At 28.9% G+C, this 21,831-nt stretch carries 19 protein-coding genes and 1 riboswitch; of the genes, 11 read left to right on the top strand and 8 right to left on the bottom strand.

Translation table 11 applies throughout. From position 1 onward, the window contains the following. Nucleotides 1-47: 47 nt before the first annotated feature. A complete protein-coding gene (locus Q3304_RS03200; protein ID WP_074178414.1) occupies nucleotides 48-1,313 on the bottom strand; it encodes an ROK family transcriptional regulator in 1,266 nt (421 codons plus the stop codon). Nucleotides 1,314-1,480: 167 nt separating this feature from the next. On the opposite strand from Q3304_RS03200, the gene Q3304_RS03195 reads away from it, so the two are divergent. After that, nucleotides 1,481-2,512: a proline racemase family protein gene (locus Q3304_RS03195; protein ID WP_284182119.1), complete on the top strand. Its 1,032-nt coding sequence runs from the start codon at nucleotides 1,481-1,483 to the stop codon at nucleotides 2,510-2,512. Between the two features lie 315 nt (nucleotides 2,513-2,827). On the opposite strand, the gene Q3304_RS03190 is transcribed toward Q3304_RS03195, so the two are convergent. From Q3304_RS03190 to Q3304_RS03180, 3 genes are read right to left on the bottom strand one after another with little or no spacing between them, the layout of a single operon-like run. Further along, on the bottom strand, nucleotides 2,828-4,150 hold the full coding sequence (locus tag Q3304_RS03190; protein ID WP_074178413.1) for a TolC family protein: 1,323 nt from the start codon (nucleotides 4,148-4,150) through the stop codon (nucleotides 2,828-2,830). Nucleotides 4,151-4,171: 21 nt separating this feature from the next. Continuing rightward, a complete protein-coding gene (locus Q3304_RS03185; RefSeq protein WP_054277161.1) occupies nucleotides 4,172-7,306 on the bottom strand; it encodes an efflux RND transporter permease subunit in 3,135 nt (1,044 codons plus the stop codon). Nucleotides 7,307-7,310: 4 nt separating this feature from the next. Further along, on the bottom strand, nucleotides 7,311-8,534 hold the full coding sequence (locus Q3304_RS03180; protein ID WP_054271012.1) for an efflux RND transporter periplasmic adaptor subunit: 1,224 nt from the start codon (nucleotides 8,532-8,534) through the stop codon (nucleotides 7,311-7,313). A 249-nt stretch (nucleotides 8,535-8,783) separates the two neighbouring features. Between Q3304_RS03180 and Q3304_RS03175 the strand changes: the two genes are divergently transcribed. Continuing rightward, entirely contained in the window at nucleotides 8,784-9,269 is a 486-nt protein-coding gene (locus Q3304_RS03175; RefSeq protein ID WP_054271011.1) for a MarR family winged helix-turn-helix transcriptional regulator, read from the top strand. A gap of 111 nt (nucleotides 9,270-9,380) precedes the next feature. Here Q3304_RS03175 and Q3304_RS03170 read toward each other — a convergent pair whose 3' ends face one another. Next, nucleotides 9,381-11,609 carry a DNA topoisomerase gene (locus tag Q3304_RS03170; RefSeq protein ID WP_407814168.1) on the bottom strand — a complete coding sequence of 743 codons (2,229 nt, stop codon included), beginning with the start codon at nucleotides 11,607-11,609 and terminating at the stop codon, nucleotides 9,381-9,383. Between the two features lie 112 nt (nucleotides 11,610-11,721). Between Q3304_RS03170 and dut the strand changes: the two genes are divergently transcribed. Both dut and Q3304_RS03160 read left to right on the top strand, forming a co-directional pair. Then, nucleotides 11,722-12,153 carry a dUTP diphosphatase gene (gene dut, locus Q3304_RS03165; RefSeq protein WP_054271009.1) on the top strand — a complete coding sequence of 144 codons (432 nt, stop codon included), beginning with the start codon at nucleotides 11,722-11,724 and terminating at the stop codon, nucleotides 12,151-12,153. 261 nt (nucleotides 12,154-12,414) lie between these two features. Further along, nucleotides 12,415-13,605: an SH3 domain-containing protein gene (locus tag Q3304_RS03160; RefSeq protein WP_054277159.1), complete on the top strand. Its 1,191-nt coding sequence runs from the start codon at nucleotides 12,415-12,417 to the stop codon at nucleotides 13,603-13,605. 240 nt (nucleotides 13,606-13,845) lie between these two features. On the opposite strand, the gene Q3304_RS03155 is transcribed toward Q3304_RS03160, so the two are convergent. The 3 genes from Q3304_RS03155 to Q3304_RS03145 are packed head-to-tail and all read right to left on the bottom strand — an operon-like array spanning nucleotide 13,846 to nucleotide 14,922. Further along, nucleotides 13,846-14,418 carry a manganese catalase family protein gene (locus Q3304_RS03155; protein ID WP_054277158.1) on the bottom strand — a complete coding sequence of 191 codons (573 nt, stop codon included), beginning with the start codon at nucleotides 14,416-14,418 and terminating at the stop codon, nucleotides 13,846-13,848. 28 nt (nucleotides 14,419-14,446) lie between these two features. Further along, the gene (locus Q3304_RS03150) at nucleotides 14,447-14,713 is read right to left on the bottom strand and encodes a spore coat protein CotJB (protein ID WP_003416729.1); all 267 of its coding nucleotides are present in this window, start codon (nucleotides 14,711-14,713) and stop codon (nucleotides 14,447-14,449) included. Continuing rightward, nucleotides 14,713-14,922, bottom strand: a complete 210-nt coding sequence (locus Q3304_RS03145; protein ID WP_054270993.1) for a spore coat associated protein CotJA — start codon at nucleotides 14,920-14,922, stop codon at nucleotides 14,713-14,715. The genes Q3304_RS03150 and Q3304_RS03145 overlap by 1 nt, the downstream gene beginning before the upstream one ends. Before the next feature lie 268 nt (nucleotides 14,923-15,190). Between Q3304_RS03145 and Q3304_RS03140 the strand changes: the two genes are divergently transcribed. The 7 genes from Q3304_RS03140 (at nucleotide 15,191) to Q3304_RS03110 (ending at nucleotide 21,813) form a co-directional block, all read left to right on the top strand. Next, nucleotides 15,191-16,051 (top strand): ATP-binding protein, encoded by an 861-nt coding sequence (locus tag Q3304_RS03140; RefSeq protein WP_021385277.1) that lies wholly within the window; start codon nucleotides 15,191-15,193, stop codon nucleotides 16,049-16,051. Between the two features lie 47 nt (nucleotides 16,052-16,098). Continuing rightward, the gene (locus Q3304_RS03135) at nucleotides 16,099-17,127 is read left to right on the top strand and encodes an exonuclease domain-containing protein (protein ID WP_407814169.1); all 1,029 of its coding nucleotides are present in this window, start codon (nucleotides 16,099-16,101) and stop codon (nucleotides 17,125-17,127) included. Between the two features lie 355 nt (nucleotides 17,128-17,482). Continuing rightward, the gene (locus tag Q3304_RS03130; RefSeq protein ID WP_407814170.1) at nucleotides 17,483-17,989 is read left to right on the top strand and encodes a flavin reductase; all 507 of its coding nucleotides are present in this window, start codon (nucleotides 17,483-17,485) and stop codon (nucleotides 17,987-17,989) included. Nucleotides 17,990-18,276: 287 nt separating this feature from the next. After that, on the top strand, nucleotides 18,277-18,951 hold the full coding sequence (locus tag Q3304_RS03125; protein ID WP_054277155.1) for an MORN repeat-containing protein: 675 nt from the start codon (nucleotides 18,277-18,279) through the stop codon (nucleotides 18,949-18,951). Between the two features lie 157 nt (nucleotides 18,952-19,108). Further along, on the top strand, nucleotides 19,109-19,615 hold the full coding sequence (locus Q3304_RS03120) for a PolC-type DNA polymerase III (RefSeq protein WP_407814171.1): 507 nt from the start codon (nucleotides 19,109-19,111) through the stop codon (nucleotides 19,613-19,615). A gap of 128 nt (nucleotides 19,616-19,743) precedes the next feature. Further along, the gene (locus Q3304_RS03115) at nucleotides 19,744-20,760 is read left to right on the top strand and encodes a biosynthetic peptidoglycan transglycosylase (RefSeq protein ID WP_054270989.1); all 1,017 of its coding nucleotides are present in this window, start codon (nucleotides 19,744-19,746) and stop codon (nucleotides 20,758-20,760) included. 191 nt (nucleotides 20,761-20,951) lie between these two features. After that, nucleotides 20,952-21,046: riboswitch (guanidine-I (ykkC/yxkD leader) on the top strand. A 62-nt stretch (nucleotides 21,047-21,108) separates the two neighbouring features. Beyond that, nucleotides 21,109-21,813: a B3/4 domain-containing protein gene (locus tag Q3304_RS03110; RefSeq protein ID WP_407814172.1), complete on the top strand. Its 705-nt coding sequence runs from the start codon at nucleotides 21,109-21,111 to the stop codon at nucleotides 21,811-21,813. Nucleotides 21,814-21,831 lie beyond the last annotated feature (18 nt).

Raw genomic sequence — 21,831 nt, 5'->3', positions numbered from 1 at the left:
TTTGAGCCATCCATTTTGGATGGCTCTATAAAATCATAAGCTTTTGATTAATCTTCATTTTCCTTAATATTACCTTTATAAAATATGGGATTTTCAAAGAATTTTTGTGTTAATACCTGATATCCACCAGCTTTTTGGAGTTCTCTTAATGGCCGTATATCATAATATATTACAGATGCAGTTTCTTCTGGGAAGAATCGAGCTTTTTTTCGCTCTTCTTTCAATTTAATCTTAAAATAGTCTCCTGCATAAGCATATTGTCCAAGGAGGACTACAATTTCTGGGTCAAAATTGATTGCTACATTTTTCAACATTAATGAGAACATTTCTGCCAGATAACCAACCTCTATCATTGACAGTTCATCTCCATTGTCTGCTTCTTCAAACACATGTCGAATTAAATCTTTAGATTCTATCCACTGATTTATAGAAGACTTTAAAAGTTTCATTGAATTTTTCTTTAACCTATGGCGAATTCTTTCAGCACTAACCATACGTTCAAAGCATCCCTTACTTCCACAGGAACAAATCTCTTCATCACTGTAATCAACAGTCATATGTCCGATTTCTCCAATAAGAGCATTTCTACCAGTAAGTACAACATTATCAATGTAGCATGAAGAAATTCCTGCCTCTGCATACATGACAACTGTTCTTTTATTACGAAATTCTTCCTCAAGAAGAAGCGCATTTCCAGCCATTCTAACTAGGTTTTCTACTATAATCTCCTGTTTTGGATACAATTTCTCAAGCCATTCTTTTATATTGATATTTCTTCCCCAATGTGGAGCCATCATAAAAAATCTGACAATACCATATTTTTGGTCTACGAATCCAGCGATTGCAAAGCTTATGCCATATAATTCATCATGAGAGATTTCTGCATTTACTAGAATATCTTCAATATGAATTGCTAATTCTTTCTGAAATGTGTCTAATGTATTGTTGTAAGTAGCAGGAATTTCTATTTCTAAGACACATTCATTTTTCATAGTCAAAAGTGCAAAATGAATATAGCTCTCTTCAAGAGAGATACACAATATCCTTTTATTACAAGAAAACGAATATAATTCTGGGCGTTTTCCACCAATATTTGTAGAACTGCCTTTACCTGCTGAGACCAAAAGCCCTATTTCTTCAAAACTCTGAATAGCTTTTTTCACTGTAGGACGACTGATTTTGGTCGCTTCACTAATATCATTGACTGATACTTCTGTTGTATTTCTGATGATATCAAGTATTCGTTTCCGATTTAAATATTTTAAGTCTGATGGCATTGAAGCATTTTTCAACTGTTTCTCTCTATTTCCCATAGATTACATTTCCTTTCTTGTTATATTCCATTAGTCGTTACTTTTGTTTAAATATACGATATCATATTTTCTTAATCTTTTCCAGTTCTCTGAGTTGACAATTTAAAAATAAAGTTATAAAATAAAGTTACATAACTATATTACATAATATTAAGGGGGTTTCCAAAATGGAACTAAAACCAAATGTAAATCTTAGTATTTACGAAAAATGTTTTACTGCTGTTGATACACATACAGTTGGAGAATTTACACGTGTTGTATTATCTGGATTTCCAAAATTGCCAGGAAATACAATGATTGAAAAGAAAAAATATTTGGAAGAGAATTGTGACCAGTATCGTAAGGCATTAATGTTTGAGCCTCGTGGACATCATGATATGTTTGGCTCTATTGTTACTGAGCCAATCCATTCAGAAGCAGATTATGGAGTTATATATATGGATACTGGTGGATATTTGAATATGTGTGGGCATGGAACTATTGGAACAGTTACTGCGATTATAGAAGCTAGACTTGTAGAAGCAAAAGAGCCATATACAGAAGTTGTTTTAGATGCACCTGCTGGTCTAATACGTACAAAAGCAGAAGTAAAAGATGGTAAAGTTGTAAATGTAACACTAACAAATGTACCTGCATTTTTGTATAAGGAAAACTTAACAACTAATATTAATGGAAAAGAGATTACATATGATATTTCATTTGGAGGAAGTTTCTTCGCATTGTGTGATGTTACACAATTTGGTATGGATGTAACACCTGAAAATATTCCATTTCTAACTGATTTTGGTATGAAATTAATTGAACATGCTAACCAAGAAAACGAAATACAACATCCTGAATGTGATATTACTTCTGTTGACCTTGCTGAATTGTATTGTCCTACTTCAACACCTGGATGTGACATGAGAAATGTTGTAATATTTGGTGATTATATGGCAGACCGTTCTCCATGTGGAACTGGTACTAGCGCTAAACTTGCGACTCTTTATAAAAGGGGTAAAATTGGTATTGGAGAGCCTTTTGTATATGAAAGCTTTATTGGTACTACATTTACAGGTGTAATTAAGGAAGAAGCAAAGGCTGGAGATTATTCTGCAGTAATACCTAAAATTACAGGAAGTGCTTATATAACAGGGGTATCTACTTATATTATTGACAATGATGACCCTTTAAAATATGGATTCCAGGTTTCAAAATAGTTTTATTTTTCTAACTGTCAATTATTTTATTATAATAAAGACTTACATAGATATAAGCTCTAGGTAAAAGGATTATGTCATATGGAACTTAGAAAAGTTATAATGATTTAAAATGAAAATTATTTGATATGAAATTGAAATATTGAATATAGAGAATTAAGTAGATTTATATAAAATAAATTTATAAATTGTATACTAAGAAGACTGTAGATATATTTGTTTCTATATAAATATATCTACAGTCTTTTATTTAATAATAAATCAATTTTCTATATATTTTTATTAAACAACTTTGTGAAAGTTATTTAATACTTTCTATTTACCAGTATTATTTCCAGTACTAAGTATCCAAGGCTTTTCTATACCATTTTTTAGTGAGTTATAGTTTACAATAAGCGTGTCATAGCTATTTTTAGCATCTTCATTACTTACTACTTGTTTTTTATAATCAGTTAGAGTAATTAATCCTAAATCATATCTTAATTTAGTATTTTTTACTTGTTTTTCTGATAATTCAAGTTGTTTTTTAGTAATTTCAATTGTATCTTCTAAAGCAAGTAATTGAGCATAACTGTCAATCAAGCCTTTTTTTAGAGCTTTTTTACTGTCTTCTAATGTTACTAGACCATTTTCAGTATTGTATTTTTGTTGAAGATAATTTGCATATGTAGTAAGCCCAGCAGCATAAGTCTGTCTTTCAAGATTGTATACCTCAACTTCTTTTTCATATTGCTCATAATCTTTTTTATACTTATCCATAAGAACCTTATATTCATCATCAGGTAAACCATTTTGTTCTGGTTTTGTAGGTGCAACTGGTCTTGTAAGATTAGGTCTATCTGGTAAATCTGCTTTATTCTCATCCTTATCATTAAAACTTTCTTCAGTACGTTCTAAAATCAATTGGTCATACTTTAAGTATTCATTAACCTTACCTTCCATATATGAATCGACTGAGCCACCAACTCTAAAAGATTCAAATCTATATTCTTTATCCAATTGATAATTATTTAAATCTATATTAGTTAACAATTTAAAATAGTCTTGATTATTTTTTAATTCTTGAAGCTTAGATTTTTGAGTATTTTGTAGCGTTTGAAGTTCAAGTTCAGCTGACTCAGTTTCTAATGATGTTACTAAACCCAACTCTTTTTTTAATTTCATATCTTTAATTTCTTTAGTTTTTATTTCAAGATTGTTTTTTATTTTATCCAATTCATTTTCTCTTGAGACTAAATCATTGTATTTATTAGTAATATCATTGGCTATTTGGTCTTCCATAAATCCCTTGGCTTGCTCACTTTGATTTTTAAGAAGTCCAATTTGGTCGTATGGAAATGCATTATCACTTCCAGTAAAACTATCAAACTCATCTTGTACTTCTAACTTTTCTTTTAACATTTTTATTTCTTCTGATTTCATCTTTAATTTTTCACTATTTTTAAGCGCTGCACTGACAGCTTCTCTAGCAGTCAAAATTTCCTTTTCAGATGTTCTTTTAGTTGAGTCATTCATGATAGAGTTATCAACTTTATTTATAGAAGAAGTATTATCATTTGCATAAACTGGCATTAGATTAGCTGTTATTATACCAACACCACATCCGATTGCAACTATTTTACTAACTTTCTTATTCAATACAATCACCCTCCATTCTATTTAAACTTTAGCTTTCAATTTTGGTTTCTTTATTATCTTTCTTTTTATATCACCTATTTTATCTGTTATTTTACCAAATATTTTAGGCATTTTGTCTGAAAACTTATCTTCCCATCTATCAAATATCAAGTATATGGTAGGTATAAGTACCAAAGTTATAAGTGTAGATACAGTCAGACCTCCCATTATAACTATTGCTAGTGGTTGCATTGTTTCTCCACCTTCACCAAGAGATAGTGCTGTTGGTAACATACCTAAAATTGTTGTTGCTGTTGTCATTAGAACTGGTCTTAATCTTGCTGCACAACCAATAGAAACCAATCCAATTAAATCATTGCTACGATTTGTCTTTCTAAGTTGTTCTATGTAGTCAATAAGAACTATACCGTTGTTAACAACTATACCTATAAGTAAGATTATACCTAACATACCTACAGTACTCAAACTTTGCCCACTGACTAGGAGAGAAAGTACAACTCCAACAAATGCAAATGGAACACAGAACATGATTATAAATGGTTTACTAAATGATTCAAACTGAGCTACCATTACCATATAAACTAATGCTATGGCTATAACCATTGAGAATCCAAGACTTGCCATAGATTCGTTCATCATCTCTGTTTCTCCACCAACACCAATAGAGTAATCTTTAGGAATTACCATCTTGTTAGTTTTTTCTAGTGCTAGTTTAGTAGCAGTACCAGCATCTACATTATCAAGTGTAGCAGTTATATTTACAGAGAAATCTCCATCAGTCCTAGATATAGATTGTAGACCATCTGCCATTTTTATATCTGAAAAAGCACCAAGAGGAACTTCTTTTCCAGTTGCAGAGTTTACTTTTAATTGTTTTATATCTTCCAGATTGTCAATACTGTCTGCTTTAAATTTTAAATTTACATCCACTTTATAGTCATCAATAGTAGCAGTAGTGACTGAATCACCATTTATTGCTGTACGTAGTAATCCTGCAATTTCGGCAGTATTTACACCATACTCTTGAGCTTTATGTTTGTCTATGGTAAATTGAGCTTCTTGTGTTGTATCTGTAAGAGAAGTCTTAACATTTCTAAATCCTTTTATGGAGCTGAATTGTTTTTCGGCTTCTTTTCCTAATATTTTTAATACATCTAAATCAGGGCCTTTCATTTCTAATGTAAAGTCTGCCCCTGTACTTCCACCCATGACACTACTATTTTGACTTACATTTATTTTACAGTCTGGGACAGTGGCAACTCTATCAATTATTTCTTTTTCTATCTCATCAGTAGTTCTCTTTCTATTTTTTTGAGATTCTAATTCAATTGCTATATTTGCTGTATTATTATTTGAATCTGATGTTAAAGTTGTTATTAAAGTTTTAACTTCTGGGATATCTGAAACTTTTTTCTCAGTCATAGATACATAGTAATCATTAGATTCTAGACTAAGACCCTTTGGAAGTTCTATAGAAATTGCCAATGCCCCTTTGTCTGCAGCTGGCATAAAGTCCATACCTATAAAGCTCATTCCAAATAGAGAAGCTATAAAAATAAGTAAACTTGCTATTACTACTAAGCGTTGGTGTCTTAAGCATACACTTAGTAATTTTTTATACCCTTCACTTACTTTATCAAATATAGGGCTATCTTTTTCTTTCATTTTTTCGCTATTCTTACCTCTACTTAATTTTGCGAATACACTAGGAACAAGAGTAATTGCGCCTATGAAAGAGAAGGCTAGAGAAGCTATAAGTGTTTTACCTAATGCTCCAAAGGTTATTTTAGCTATACCTTCTGTAAACATAATAGGTAAAAATATTGCTATAGTAGTCAATGTTGATGCAAGTATGGCATTGGTTACAGTTCTTGTACCCTCAATAGCACAATCGTCAATACTCATGCGACCACTTTTCCTATATTTAAATATATTTTCAATTACAACTGTAGCATTATCGACAACCATACCAACTGAAATTACCAAGGAACTTGCAGTGATAAGGTTTAAACTTTCTCCTGTAAAGTATAGAACTGCTATAGCACCTATTATAGAAATTGGGATTGCTATGGCAACAACTAGTGAAGCTCTTACACTTTTTAAGAAAGCAAAGATTACCACAAAGGCAATAACAGCACTTATAAGCAAGTTGCTCATTACACTATTTATTGATTCACTTATGTACTCACTTGTATCGTTAGCAATTTTAATTTTAAATTGAGGATTTTCTTTATTTAATTCATCTACATATTTATATGCATTTTGCATAACTTTTACAGTATTGGCATCCTGTTGTTTAGAAATATCTATTACCAAACTGTCTTTTCCATTATATCTATAAATACTGTCTTTGTCTGCATATCCATAATCTACACTACAAAGGTTATCTAATCTAACTGTATTTCCACCTTTTACAGGAATTTGAAGCTGTTTTATATCATCTAAAGATTCAAGTTTATCAATTGCTCTTAAAACTATTTTATCTTCACCTTGAGTAATTGACCCATAAGGATATGTTTTATTACTAGATGATAAGATACCCTTTATAGTTGATAAACTAACTCCATAATTTGAAAGAACAGCTGGGTCAGCTATTACATTGACTTGTGCTTTTTCTCCACCTTTAAGGTCTGCTGAAGTTACACCATCTATAGATTCTATTTTAGGTTGAATCACATCCTCAGCATATTTTCTCAATGCCTGTGAACTATTTTCATTTCCTCCAGATATAACAAGCTGACCTATGGCTTGTGCATTCATATCTAATTTTAGAACTGTTGGTTTAGCTGCATCCTCTGGAAGACTAGTCTGTAATGCATCAACTTTAGACCTAACATCGTTCATTATTTCATCTAAATTGGTTCCAAACTCGAATTGAGCAACTACCATAGAAACACTTTCTTGTGAACTTGATATGGTAGTATTTACGTTTGAAACAGCTGATAAACTTTCATCAACTTTTTGACTAACTTGTTCATCAACGTCTTGAGGACCAGCACCTGTCCAAGTAGTCATAACCATTACAACAGGTATTTCTATATCAGGCATTAGATTTATTGACATTTTCTTGTATCCAATACCACCAAAAACTATTAATACTAAGAAGACCATTATGATTGTGAGAGGACGCTTAACAGAAGTTTGTATAAAATTCATAGTACTATTTCTCCTTTTCTACAGGAAATATCTTAGTTCCATCAGAAATAAGACTTATACCCCCAATAACCACTGTATCTTTTTCGCTTACACCACTTTTGATTTCTATTTTATCCTCTGTTACAATTCCAGTTTGAACTAATTTTTTCTTTGCTATATTATCCTTCTTTGCTATGTATACATATTTCTTTCCTTTTTCTTCGAATATTGCCTTTTTAGGTACTGTAACAGCACCATTTTCTTTTTCAACACTTAAATTTACTTGAGCAGACATTCCTGCTTTAAATTTATTGTTTGTATTATTAACAAGCACTTTAACAGGATATAAAGATGTCTGTGGGTCAACTACTGAAGGTACATAATCTACTTTTCCTAAAATTCTCTGGTCTTCAATTATAACTTCTACATTTCCATCCTTCTTAAATTTACCTATGTCTGATTCGGCTACATTTAAGTCAACTTCTAATATGTTAGGGTTGGAAATAGTAAAAGCTGGCTGTGATTGTGTTATCATTTCTTTTGCATCAAAGTTTTTAGCCGTTATTGTACCATCTACTGGAGCTGTTAATGTTAACTTATCTAAGTTACTCATTGCCAAATTATATGATACTTGAGCTTGGTCAAGTTGTTTTTTAGCAAGAGCTTTAGCTTGAGGTATACTCTTTGAAGTTGCTGTATCGTATGATCTTTGAGCAGAATCTAGTTGTTGTTTTGATTGTTCTAAAGCAAATTCTATTTTTTTAAATTGGTCTAAACTAATTACTTCCTGCTCATAAAGAACCTTATTATTGTCATAATTCCTTTGAGATTCATCATATTGAATCTTTGCATTATCAAGAGCTGTCTTTGCTTGATTCACTTGTGATTCTAATGAACCACCAGTTGCACTTGAATAACTTGCTTTAGCCAAATCTAATGCTGCTTTACTTTGTTTTACACTATTTTCTAGATCTGGACTGCTTATACTCAATAATTCATCTCCTTTTCTTACATTTTGCCCAAGTTTTACATAAACTTCTTGAACTGTGCCAACAGTCTGTGCAGTAACAGCTGTTTCATCTTTAACCTTTGTAGTTCCTGAAAAAGCATTTGTGTTTTCAATTTCTCCTCCTACTGCTTTTTGAACAGAAACTGCTATTGGTTTCTCAGGTTCAGGTTCTTCTGTTTTTCCACATCCAACTAAAAACAGTGAACTACACATTAAGAAAACTATTAAATATCTTTTCATATCTCCTCCTATTATATATTGCGCACTAGCTTGTTGTAGAATTTAAAGTGTCTTATTTTAAGTTTAGTTTTAGGCTAATAAAAAAACTTCCCTTTATTGGCAATTTATAATTCTCTAATTTGATTATAAATTTATAATTATTATGAGTCAATAACTTTTTCTTGTTTTAAATTTATTAATAGTTTATAATTTATACTATATAAATAACGAATGTTTTATTACATTATTTGTTGAAGGGATGTTACAAAGATGGATAACAATAATATACTTAAAATAGCAGACTCTTTCTTAGATTTCTTATTTGTACTTGAAAATAATATATTTAAAGAAAGTGATTTGTTAAAAAAATTTCAAAATAACTCGGATATAATGAAAGCGTATTTTGAAGAATGTCCAATGGCTCCATCGCATGCGAAGGTAATTCTTTATCTTATGACATCGAACTCATCATCAATTTCTCAAATAGCTTCTAATTTAGGAATATTAAAATCAAATATGACACCAATTATTGATAGATTGGTAGAACATGATTTAGTGAATAAATTTCCTGACCCAAAAGATAGAAGAATTCTTAGGGTGGAATTAACGGATAAGGCATTTAAATTGTTTGATGCAGTAAAAGCTATACTTAAAGAGTCTTTAGTAAAGAAACTATCAAATCTTTCTGAAGAAGAGTTAGCTTTATTGGATGAACACACACTGAAGCTATCAGAAATAGTAAAAAAATTAGGTTAGATGTAGTTGTGAAAGTCATAATTAAAAAAGAAAAATTTTGTAAAACAATAAATGTCAGTAGCATAATATTATATATTATACTACTGACATTTATTGTTTTATGAGTATTATTTAATTATCAAACTCTATTTTCCAACTAAAATAACCATTATCTGGATTCTTATTGTATTTTAATGTGGCATCAAACTTATTCCCATTTTTAGAAGTTAAAGACTTTACTTTGGTTTCACCTTTTTTCAAAATGTTTTTGACCATTGTTTTATTAACTTTCTTTTTATAAAGACTTAAGTACTTATCATTTTTCCAAATAACAAATTTACATTCTTTATGATTTTTACAAGCAAATCCTTTATCGAATTCAAGCACATCACCTTGACAAACAGGACATTTACCAAGAGATAGATTATCATCATTATTTTTACTTTCATTTTTGTCATCAGAATCTTTTGACACAGCAATTTCCTTTGTGGAATTAGCTATACCTTTTTTCTGCTTTTTTTCCTTTGTTTTAGTAAATTTTTTAGTTTTTGAATCAAAAATATATGCTTCTGTGTTTATGTTTTTTGAAGTATCGTGTTTTATAATATTGACATTTTGATATATAAAATTAATGATATTAGTAAGATATTCTTTTCTAGTGTATTTTCCTTTTTGAATATCACTCAAACTTTTTTCGAGTTTTCCAGTATAGTCTACATCAAATAAGTCTTTAACAGGGAAAATTTCAACTAAGTTTTTTCCAAGGTCTGTTATAGAGTAAGATTTTCCTTTTTTATTTACATATCCAACTTGGCTTATTTTCTTCAATACATCAGCACGTGTGGCTGATGTCCCTATAGAATATCCTGATAACACTGTTGTATCTTCTTCAGGCACGTTTTTACCACAATTTTTCATGGCTTTTAGAAGAGTGTCTTCAGTATATGGTTTAGGAGGAGTAGTCTGTTTAGTTAATGGTTTTACTTCTAAGACATCTACACTATCATCTTTATTTACAAGTGGAAGTAAATCGTTTTTTTCTTCCTTATTATATACTTCAAGATATCCTTTTGATTTAAGTACTTTACCTTTTGTTAGGAAAGTACAATTATCTACTTCTGTCTTAATTTCTGTATTCTCATATTCAGCAGGAGGCATAAAATTTGCTATAAACCTATCTTTTATAGCATCATAAACTAGTTGTTCATCTTTAGATAAGCTTTTTGGAATTATATAAGTAGGGATTATAGCACTATGTGAATCTACTTTAGAAGAATCAAAGACTCTTTTAGTCTTGGAAAATTTAATTTTATTTTCATATTCAAGACCAACCTTTAATTTGTCTAAGGTTTGAGATACTTTTGAAGTTAAGCTTTCTTCTAAAAAAATAGAATCAGTTCTAGGATAAGTTATATATCCACCCTTACCATTACCTTCATAAAGAGATTGACAGACATTTAAAACCTTGTCAGATGTAAAATTAGAATACTTAGAAGTTATATATCCTTGAAGTGATGTCAAACTAAAAAGTTTGGGTGCATATTCTTTTGACATAGTAACTTTTTTATCTAGTATTTTACCTGTTTCAGATGTAATTGAAGCTATAATTTTATTTGCATCTTCAAGTGTATCAAATTTACTTTCTTTGCCCTTAACATACTTACCTTTATATTCACCAGCTTCAGCTTTAAAATGACCTTCGATTTCGTAATAAGTTTTAGGAACAAAATTTAGTATTTCCATATCTCTATCATAGACTAATTTAACTGTTGGAAGAATTACTCTACCTATATTTAATAATTTTCCATTTCCATATTTCAATGTAGCAACAGAAGTGAAATTTATTCCAATCAACCAATCAGTGATAAGTCTTGTATATCCAGCCGCTTGAAGATTTCTCATTTCATCTTCATCTTTTAAGTTTTTTATACCTCTTGTAATGTCTTCTGGTGTCCATTCGTTTACTAAGATTCTTTTTACTGGTTTTTTATTGTTTGCAAGTAAAAATATTAGAAATGCTATGAGTTCTCCTTCTCGGTCATTATCAGTAGCATTTATTATGTATTCTACATCTTTTCTATTCAAGAGCTTTTTTACAGTATTAAATTGTTTGGTTTTAGAACTATCAATCTTAAATTTAAACTTATCTTCAGGAACAAATGGAAAATTATTCATTTTCCAAGAACCAGAATATTTATCTTTATCATAATCCTTCATATCATATAATGATACTAAGTGCCCAACTGCATAAGTAATTATATAATCATTTCCTTCAAAGTAACCATCTTGTCTAGTCTTTGCACCTAGAAAGGATGCTATAGTTTTTGCAACAGATGGTTTCTCAGCAAGTACAAGTTTCATAAAAAATCCTCCTTTAAAACACTAATAATTATATTACCACAAAAAAATAAAAAACTTCAAGAGGTCGAAATTTAAGTTATAATATTTATAGAAAGTTGAAAGGAGATATAAAATGTATAATTTGAAAGTAAAAAAATTAAATGATGATGCTATAATACCTAATTTTGCTCACAAGGGTGATGCTGGTATGGATTTGTATTCTATAGAAGAGGTTGTAATACCTTCTGGGGAGACTAAACTTATTAAAACTGGTATATGTATAGAGCTTCCTGCTATGACAGAAGCACAGGTAAGACCTAGAAGTGGACTTGCTTTAAAACATTCTATTACTGTGTTAAACACACCAGGGACTATTGATGAAGGATATAGAGGAGAGCTTAAAATTATATTAATAAATCATGGGAAAAATGATTTTAAAGTTGAGAAACATATGAAAATTGCTCAAATGATAGTGAAACCTATCTATGATATTAACATAGAAGAAGTGAAGGAATTAAGTGATTCTGAAAGAGGAAAAGGTGGATTTGGTTCAACAGGTTTTTAAAAAGTTACAAAAAAGTTAAAAAATATAGCCATCTTTTAAAAAGGTAAAAGATGGCTATATTGCTGAATTACAGACTGTTAATAATTAAAATTCATTTATGGTAATTTGTGGTAAATAAATATTGCTATAGACAAATAGTTACAAATTTGTAATAATATTAATATAAAAGAAATAATTGATATTTTAATAGAGTGTCAATTATTTCTTTTATATTTAAAAATTAAATAAAGTTACTAGAAAAGAGGAGATGAGTGGAAAGTTATGAATTTTAATCAAAAGAGAATAGCAGCCAGTATAATGGCAACTGCGATAATAATGCCTACAATGGGGAACTTAGCATATGCCGATGAATCTGGAGTAGAGAGTGTAAGTATAGAAAGTAGAACAATAACAGGGAATGCAGTAAATTTTAGAAAAGGACCAAGTACAAACCATGAATCAATGGGAAAACTTTACAAAGGTGATAAAGTTGAGTATGTAGGAAAAGATGGTTCTTGGGCAAAAGTTAAATATAATGGAAACACAGGTTATGTACATGCAAATTATGTAGGAATAAATAACCTTGGGAATAGTAATGAAAGTAGTGATGCTTCAGTTAAGTCAACAAAAGTTGTTACAGCCAAAGGATTAAATTTTAGAACAGGACCAAGTACAAGTAGTTCTAAAATATCTACGTTAGGATACGGAACTGAAGTTGGATACATATCTGAGTCAAATGGGTGGTCAAAAATAAGTTCTAATGGTAGAGTGGGTTATGTTTCAAGCAAATATTTAGGAACTAGCATAAATGAATCTACGAATGGAAATTCTGGAAGTAGTTCAAATGACCTTGTAAAGGACACAAAGGTTGTAACAGCAAAATCATTGAACCTTAGAACGGGGCCAGGTACAGGTCATTCTAAAGTAGCAACATTAAGCTATGGAACTGAAGTTGGAAGTATTTCTGAAGATGGAGGATGGACAAAGGTAAATCATGACAATCAAACAGGATATGTATCAAGTCAATATCTTGCTGAAAAAGGTTCTGTTGATACTTCAACTCCATCTGATTCAACTAACACTCCAAGTCAGGGAGCTGATAGTGTAATAAGTTTTGCAAAGACACTACTTGGAAAACCATATGTATGGGGAGCGGAAGGTCCAAATAGTTTTGACTGTTCAGGATTCACACAATACGTTATGAAAAAATCAGCAGGTGTTAGCATACCAAGAGTATCTAGAGACCAAAGTAAGTATGGAACATATGTAAACAGAGGAGACCTTAGAAGTGGAGACTTAATATTCTTTGATACACAAGGGTCAAATAATGGTTCTGTAAGTCACGTTGGAATATACATGGGAAATGGAGATATGATACATGCATCTTCAGGTTCATCGAAAAAGGTAACAATATCTAATATAAATAGTAGTTACTATTCAAGTAGATATGTAAACGCAAGAAGAGTTTTATAATAATTTTTTATTATAGAACTTAATCAATAGATTTTTCTTTATTGCTTATAATAAAAAAGCAGGTACAATATTAATAGTGTTATAGATTACATTCTATATTACTATTTAATTAGTACCTGCTTTTTTCTTTACCTTCTTCAATTTATAGAAAATAAACTGGATTTATGTTATTTTGTAAATTTTAATAACAACAGTAAATTATAAATTATCAAATAATATTAGTTTATATAAATAAAAATTTTAGAACATTTTTTGGTTTTCTTCTAAGTCGTAAGCATCCATTAAAGCTTCACCAAATCTTTGATAGTGAATTATTTCTCTTTGACCTAAGAATTTTAGTACATCTATAACATCAACATCATCTGTTAGATTTATAAGTTGATAATAAGTCGCAAGTGCTTTTTGTTCAGCAGCCATATTTTCATGTAAATCAGTTACAGGATTTGACATAACGGCTATAGGTCTTACATCAAATGGAACACCATTTGAATCTGTTGGATAAATTCCATATCCATTTTGTGCATAGTTTGAACCAAGACCTGCAGCTTTTAATTCTTCTGGACTTGCATCAGAAGTCAACTGATAAACCATAGTACATATAAGCTCAACGTGAGCTAATTCTTCTGTACCAATGTCTGTTAAAAGTGCACGCATATTGCCAGTAGGCATTGTATATCTTTGGCTTAAATATCTTAAAGATGCAGCAAGTTCTCCATTTGGTCCCCCAAATTGAGTTATAAGAAATTTAGCCATTCTAGGGTCGCAAGTTTTTATATTAACTGGGTGTTGTATAGTTTTCTGATATATCCACATGAATTTTCAATCCTCCAATACTTGATGTCTAATAATTAAATTCTCTGTCCCAAGGCCAAGGTTGGTCAGCCCATTGCCAAGGGCATCTACTTGGAGCGTACCCAAAGTTAGTTAAAGGACCGTATTTATTTTCGTAAGCATATCTAGCTTGCGCAAATTGGTTACATAATGAATTGTAAGTGTTGATAGCATTTTTATCATCGGGATGATTGTCTAAATATAAGTTCATATCAACACATGCAAAAGATGTCTCCTGAATTTTTCTCATAAGTTCAGCTCTAGATGAATCTTTCATTATCTTCTACCTCCTCTAAATTTTTTTGGCTTAGCATATAATTCTTTGTTGTACATTTCAGATTCTAATAAGTTTAGTTCTGGGAATATAGTTCCAAATTTTAATGCATCAGAAAGGCAGTACATTTCTGTGAAAATTTGATTATTAATGTATGGTCTAGCCAAAGATGGACCACAATTTTTTTTGATATCTCTAGTCTTATTTTCCAAGTTGAAAACCTCCTTGTTGTGAATAGATAGGTAAGTCTATCTAGTGTATAATATTCAGTCATTTAAAAATCGTTACTCATAATAAAATATTAAATGAGAAAAATAAAAAAGATAATAAAAGAAAGAGGTTATTTATGTTATTATAAGTTTATGTGTTATTGAAAATTATAAATTATTTGTTGAAATTAAAGTGAAAATTATAGTATTTTATAGATGAAGGTAGACTTTTTTGTAAAATATTATTAACATAAATATATGAGGTGATTAAATGAGTGAGCTATCAGGAAAAGGCTGTGAAATTATAGTTCCTTTTGAGGAAAGACTTCCAGTAAGAGATATAGAAAAAAGTATAATAAAAAAATATAGAAAAAATTTATGGTCAAAGTTTATGAAAGCAATAAGAGATTACAAATTAGTTGAAGAAGGGGATAAGATAGCTGTAGCAATTTCTGGTGGAAAAGACAGTATCCTTATGGCTAAAATGTTTCAGGAGTTAAAAAGACATGGACAAGTTAATTTCGATGTTGAGTTTATTGCTATGGACCCTGGATATCATGCAAATATAAGACAATTACTTATAGATAATTGTGAGTACCTAAATATACCAATACATTTATTTGATTCAAGAATATTTGAAATAGCAGATGAAATAGCAAAAGATTATCCATGTTATATGTGTGCAAGAATGAGAAGAGGAGCATTATATTCAAAGGCAGAAGAGTTAGGATGTAATAAGCTTGCATTAGGTCATCATTATGATGATGTAATAGAGACAACAATGCTTAATTTATTGTGTGCTGGTAATTTTAAAACAATGCTTCCTAAACTTAATTCTACTAATTTTGAAGGTATAAAAATCATAAGACCACTTTATTATATAAGAGAAGAGCATATTATAAGATTTATTCAAAATAGTGGTATATGGCCACTAAATTGTGCATGTATGGTTGCAGCTAAAAAAACAGGAAACAAGAGATATGAAATAAAAGACTTAATAAAAAGTTTAGAGCCAAATTTTAAAAATGTAGAGAAATCTATATTTAAGGCAGCAGAAAATGTAAATCTTGATTCAATACTTGGTTGGCAACAAAATGGGGAGAAACATTCTTTCTTAGAAGATTTTGAATAAAAATAATTAAAAAGAATCACTATAAACAATTGGAAAGGGTGTTTATATTGAAAAGAGTATATGTAGACTTTGAAATGAATATGCCAAATTCTAAATCAAAGAGGGCAGTATTAAATTCTGATATAATTGCAATTGGAGCAGTTATGTATGATGAAAAGACAAAAAATATTGATAAATTTAAATCTTTAATAAAGCCAGTAAGTAATGAAGAATTGTATCCTCATATACAGGAATTAACACATATATCTTCAGAAGAATTGAAGAATGCACCAAGCTATGAAGAGGTCATGAGAAAGTTTAAAAAATGGTTAGGCATATTTTCTGACATTGAAGGAATATATACTTTTGGCAATTTAGATTTGACATGTTTTAATAATACTGATATGAGAAGTTCTAAGAAGAATAATCATCCAAGATTTGTAAATAATATTAGGGATTTATTTATAGATATAAAAGAAAAATATATAAATTGTGGTATGAGATGTATGAACTACATATCATTAAAAAACTTACTTGAATTTGCAAATTTAGAATTTAGTGGAGATGCTCATGACCCATTAAATGACGCATATAATTTATTTGTTTTGGATGAAGCAATAACAAATAATATTGATATACAAAATCTTTTGATAATACGAGATATAATAAGACCACCATTTAACGACATAAATTGTGACTTAGATACTTGTTTTAATAAATTTAAGGAATCTCTGTATAATAAAGAAGGAAATTATAATATTGTAGATTTTTCTATCGAAATAATAAAAACTGTGAGAATGTACTTATTAACAATCATAAATATAAATATACAAAATTTAGAGGTTATGAAAGATATAAGCAAGAAATTTGATACTATAGATAAACTGAAAGATATAGAAGAAGGTTATTTTTACTTATTAGAAGATGTATATTTTGATATGAAAGATTTGCTAGAAGATTTAATGCTTTATAGAGTGCATGAAGATGAGTATAAGTATGAAGTAGAAAATATAATAAAAATGTTTGATGAAGATTTATGTAATGAAAAAATATATATCAATAAAGATAATAATTTAGATGCTGTTAACAAGGTATAGGAAATTATATATAATATAATAAAATTTGATGACTATGATAATTTTTTATAAGATTAAAGTTAGATAGAACTAAATTGATATAAAAATATATAAAATAATAAAAAATGTGGAAAGGATGTATACTTTCTACATTTTTTTAGTTTAAGAAATATAGTATCTGTTTTATAATTAATATATTTTAGTGATATTTTACTGTTATAAAATATAGAAACTATTTCTTGCGAAAGTAATTGATTTGTTGTATTATAATTTACATGAATATGTAAGACAATTAAAAAAAGTATTATAAGAGTAGATATATTCAAAAATTTAACTATTAGTTTATATATTAAAAGATGAAGGGTAGGATGAAGTCATGAGCTTTAAAGAAGTGAAAATTGAGGAATTACAGTTTAATCCATTTACTAAGATTGGTAAAGAATGGTTGCTAATAACAGCTGGTGATTCAGAAAAATTTAACACAATGACTGCTAGCTGGGGTGGTGTCGGAGTATACTGGAGTAAAAACGTTGTTACAACTTACATAAGACCACAGAGATATACAAAGGAATTTGTAGATAATAATGATACATTTACAATTGCATTTTTTGATGAAACTTATAGAGAGGCTTTAAATATCTGTGGAACTATTTCTGGTAGAGATATAGATAAAGTAGAAAAAGCAGGACTTACACCATATTTTGTAGGTGATACTGTAGCTTTTGAAGAAGCTAATATGATTATGGTATGTAAGAAATTGTATCATGATACTATGCCACCAGAAAATTTCGATGCTAAAGAAAATGATAAAAAGTGGTATCCAAATAAGGATTATCACACTATGTATATTTCAGAAATTATAAAAGTTCTTGTAAAAGAATAAATATATTAAAAAAATGAACTCTATTTGATAGGGTTCATTTTTTTATTTGCTCATAGAAAATCAGTTATCTAGATAAAAAAGTTTATTTGAAATAGTTAAATATGCTTTATAAATAGTTTTATGTTAATTAGAAGCTCAATTTATTAATTTTATAGTGACCTTATTTTAACACAAATAACTTTAATATTAATTTTATTCAATATATTATTATAAAAGTATAAATATCACTTAATAAAAATATATATTGTATTAGGTATTTTAAATAAATTTTTAAAGGGTGATTTATTATGGAAAGTATAACTAGCTATTTTAGAACGATACTATGTGTATTTATATGTTTATCGTCTGCATTTATATTTATTCAACTAGCAAGAGTATTTATTAATAAGAAAAAAGTTAATCAGAAAAATAAATTGAAAAAAGGATTTAGGTATGATAGAGATTTGATTGAAACGAGAAGAGAAGATGTACATATAAAAATTAATAATATCAACAAAACTAAGAGCAACAATAGTAATAAAAAATTAAAAGAAGAAAAAGTATTCAAATATGACAATGGAGATCTGTATAAAGGTGAGTTTGTTGATGGAAAGAAAAATGGATTTGGAATATATGTTTTTTCAAGTAATGAAAGATATGAAGGATTATGGAAAGATGATAAGATGCATGGAATAGGAAAGTATACTTATAGAGATGGCTCAATATATACAGGAGAATTTAAATATGGATTAAAAAATGGTTTGGGAAAATTGACATATCCAAATAATGATATTTATAAGGGATATTTTTTAGATAATAAGAAAAATGGTAAAGGTATATTATATAAAAATGATGGAAATAAACAGGCAGGAATATGGGAAGATGATGAACAATGTAAAAATTTAGACCTTAAAGATTTAAACAATAAGGAGATAAATAATATTTATCGAAATAGATTAAATAATAATAAAGTGAAAATTTAGCGATTATAAAAAAATAATCTTTATTTATAATGGAAAAATAATATATATATGTTGTAATTTGTAAAATCTTTCTATATGGTATAAAATTAAGTATTGATTAGTCTATTACATAAATATAGAATATAAATATATCCATTTGATAATAAGGAGAAGAGATATGAATGAATATGTAGTTGTGGATTTAGAAACTACAGGCTTAGATCCATATAAAGGTTATGAAATAATAGAAATAGGAATAACAGAAATAAAAAATGACGAAATTGTAAAAAACTACTCAAGATTGATAAAACCTAAAGGTATAATTTCTTCATTTATAACAGAATTGACACATATAAGTAATGAAATGGTAGAAAATGAAGAGCCTCTAGAATTGGTTTTACCTAGATTTAGAAAATACATAGGAAATAGAACTATAATTGCACACAATGCGAAGTTTGATTTAAAGTTTTTAAATTACTATCTTAGAATATTAGATTTAGAACCAATAAACAATTATATATGTACACTAGAATTATTAAAAAAATGTAAAAGTTATAAAGGAAAAAATAAGAAGCTTGAAACAGCTTGTGCTTATTACAATATAGAGAATATAAATGCTCATAGAGCTGACAGTGACACTTTAGCAACTGCAAAACTATTTTTGAAAATAAAAGATGAATATTAATCTTAAATATAGAGAAAATTAGTGAAAATATCCTTTATAAAATTGACCCTTAAACTTACAATTTTGTTCTTTGATTTATTTTGTAGAACAATGTATAATGTACCTTAGTATAAAGAAGGGAGACTAAAATGGGTTATTACGATGATGATGATAATAATAAAATAAGACGTAAAAAAGTAAATAATAGTAAAGATAGTAATAAAAAATCTAAACATTCTTATACTTCAACAAATAAAAAAAATAAAACTTCTAAGACAAGCTCTAGTAAAAGAATGAGTGAAAAAGTAGATTCACAGAATCTTATAAAAAGAGAAAGAGATAGTTTTACAAGAGATAATGTAAGACCTTTAAATACAGATTACAATCAAAGAGAAAGAAGAAGAGTTGATTATAAGCAAAGAGAGAAAAAGCTAAAAAGTAAAAAAAGAAAAAAACAAAAAAGGATTAAGATAGCTAGAGCATTGTTATCTATTATGCTAGTTGCTCTGATTATACTTTCAGTAGCAGGTGCAATATTTACAGTTTCGGCTATAAAAGGGTCACCTGAAGTCACTAAAAAATTAATTAGGTCTAAATATATAAGTAGTGAAGTTGTAAGCATAAAGCAAATGCCAAATGACTTAAAGCATGCTATAGTTTCTATAGAAGATGAGAGATTTTACAAGCATAAAGGAGTAGATGTTATTTCTTTAACTAGGTCAGTACTCAATAATGTATTTACAGATACAACACAAGGTGGAAGTACTATAGATATGCAAGTTTCAAAAAATCTGCTTACTAGTGATGATAAAACTATGAAACGAAAAATAAGGGATATGTACAATGCTAAGCAGATGAATAAGATTATGAGTAAGGATGAAATTCTTGAAGCTTATTTAAATAATATGTATTTAGGTAAAAATGCATATGGAGCTGCAAAGGGAGCTGAAGTGTATTTTGGTAAAAAAGTTAGTGAGTTAAATTTATCTGAATGTGCTATGTTGGCTGGTATGACAAATAATCCTGCAAGGTATATTGACCATGGAGAGGCTAAAAAGAGACAATTAATTGTATTGTATAAGATGCATGAGCTTGGTTATATAACTGATAAGGAATATAGAATAGCTAAAGCTGATGACACTCCTTTTAAGTCGGAAATTGATTAAGAAAATATAAAATCTAGTGATTTTAGTGTTTTCAGTCTAGTGATATATAATAAAAAACTGTTTTGCCACCATATTGCCACCAAAGTTGTAATTTGGTGGCAATTGTTTTATTGTATAAAATGTAGAATGTAGTATTGTTTTAAATATTATATTATGCTAAAATTTACTTGTATTTTATAAAACAAAAAAATATTTTAGTTTTCTAGGGTTCCGCATTTTATAATGGTCAGGTCCAAGAGAAAACGCACGATTATTGTGTACACGGAAGGATAAAAGCCTGGGAGATATTTAATAATATTTCTCTAGGCTTTTTTGTTTTATATATTTTAAATTTTAGGAGGTATTCTAGTGAAGAGATTTATTATTGAGGATGAGTTCTGGAATCTATTTCCCAGTGCTAAGATTGGAGTTGTTATTTGTAATAATATAGACAACTATATAAGAAATAAAGAATATAAAAAAATGATTTTGAAGGGAGAAGAAGAGGCATTAAAATACTTAAAAGATTCAGAGTTTAGTAATAATCAAGTAATTAAAGTATGGAGAGACGCATTTAAAAAATTTAAAACGAAAAAAGGAGCAAGGTCATCTATTGAGGCACTATTAAAAAGAGTATATAATGGAAATAACATAGGAACTATCAACCCTTTAGTGGATATTTATAATTCTATCTCACTAAAATATGCGCTACCTTGTGGAGGAGAAGATATAGACAAATTTATAGGGGATATTAGGTTAACTAAAGCAGTTGGAAATGAGGAATTTATTCCATTGGGAGCAGATGAAAATACACCTCCATATGAAGGTGAAGTAGTCTATAAAGATGATGAAGGAGCAATTTGTAGGTGTTGGAATTGGCGTGAAGCAATAAGAACAATGCTTACTGAAAGTACAAACAATGCCTTTTTATGTATTGAATTGGTGGATGAAAGTAGATTTGAAGAGTTTGAAAATGCTTTAAGTGACTTAGCTAAAACGGTTCAAGAAAATTTAGGTGGTACATGTAAAATTTCAATTTTAGATACTAATAATAAAGAAGTATTAATAAATTAATTTGGAGATGATATAGTG

Origin of the sequence: Clostridioides sp. GD02377, assembly GCF_045899875.1 — a bacterium.
Classification (GTDB): domain Bacteria; phylum Bacillota; class Clostridia; order Peptostreptococcales; family Peptostreptococcaceae; genus Clostridioides; species Clostridioides difficile_A.
This window is presented reverse-complemented; position numbering and strand designations above follow the sequence as displayed.

Excerpts from the sequence above, each read along its gene's own strand:
- Q3304_RS03170 (WP_407814168.1), bottom strand. The coding sequence starts at position 11,609 with ATGAAACTTGTACTTGCTGAGAAACCATCTGTTGCAAAAACTATAGCA.
- Q3304_RS03130 (WP_407814170.1), top strand. The coding sequence starts at position 17,483 with ATGAGCTTTAAAGAAGTGAAAATTGAGGAATTACAGTTTAATCCATTT.
- Q3304_RS03150 (WP_003416729.1), bottom strand. The coding sequence starts at position 14,713 with ATGAAAGATTCATCTAGAGCTGAACTTATGAGAAAAATTCAGGAGACA.
- Q3304_RS03115 (WP_054270989.1), top strand. The coding sequence starts at position 19,744 with ATGGGTTATTACGATGATGATGATAATAATAAAATAAGACGTAAAAAA.
- Q3304_RS03120 (WP_407814171.1), top strand. The coding sequence starts at position 19,109 with ATGAATGAATATGTAGTTGTGGATTTAGAAACTACAGGCTTAGATCCA.
- Q3304_RS03180 (WP_054271012.1), bottom strand. The coding sequence starts at position 8,534 with ATGAAAAGATATTTAATAGTTTTCTTAATGTGTAGTTCACTGTTTTTA.
- Q3304_RS03185 (WP_054277161.1), bottom strand. The coding sequence starts at position 7,306 with ATGAATTTTATACAAACTTCTGTTAAGCGTCCTCTCACAATCATAATG.
- dut (WP_054271009.1), top strand. The coding sequence starts at position 11,722 with ATGTATAATTTGAAAGTAAAAAAATTAAATGATGATGCTATAATACCT.
- Q3304_RS03200 (WP_074178414.1), bottom strand. The coding sequence starts at position 1,313 with ATGGGAAATAGAGAGAAACAGTTGAAAAATGCTTCAATGCCATCAGAC.
- Q3304_RS03160 (WP_054277159.1), top strand. The coding sequence starts at position 12,415 with ATGAATTTTAATCAAAAGAGAATAGCAGCCAGTATAATGGCAACTGCG.
- Q3304_RS03125 (WP_054277155.1), top strand. The coding sequence starts at position 18,277 with ATGGAAAGTATAACTAGCTATTTTAGAACGATACTATGTGTATTTATA.
- Q3304_RS03175 (WP_054271011.1), top strand. The coding sequence starts at position 8,784 with ATGGATAACAATAATATACTTAAAATAGCAGACTCTTTCTTAGATTTC.
- Q3304_RS03195 (WP_284182119.1), top strand. The coding sequence starts at position 1,481 with ATGGAACTAAAACCAAATGTAAATCTTAGTATTTACGAAAAATGTTTT.
- Q3304_RS03155 (WP_054277158.1), bottom strand. The coding sequence starts at position 14,418 with ATGTGGATATATCAGAAAACTATACAACACCCAGTTAATATAAAAACT.
- Q3304_RS03140 (WP_021385277.1), top strand. The coding sequence starts at position 15,191 with ATGAGTGAGCTATCAGGAAAAGGCTGTGAAATTATAGTTCCTTTTGAG.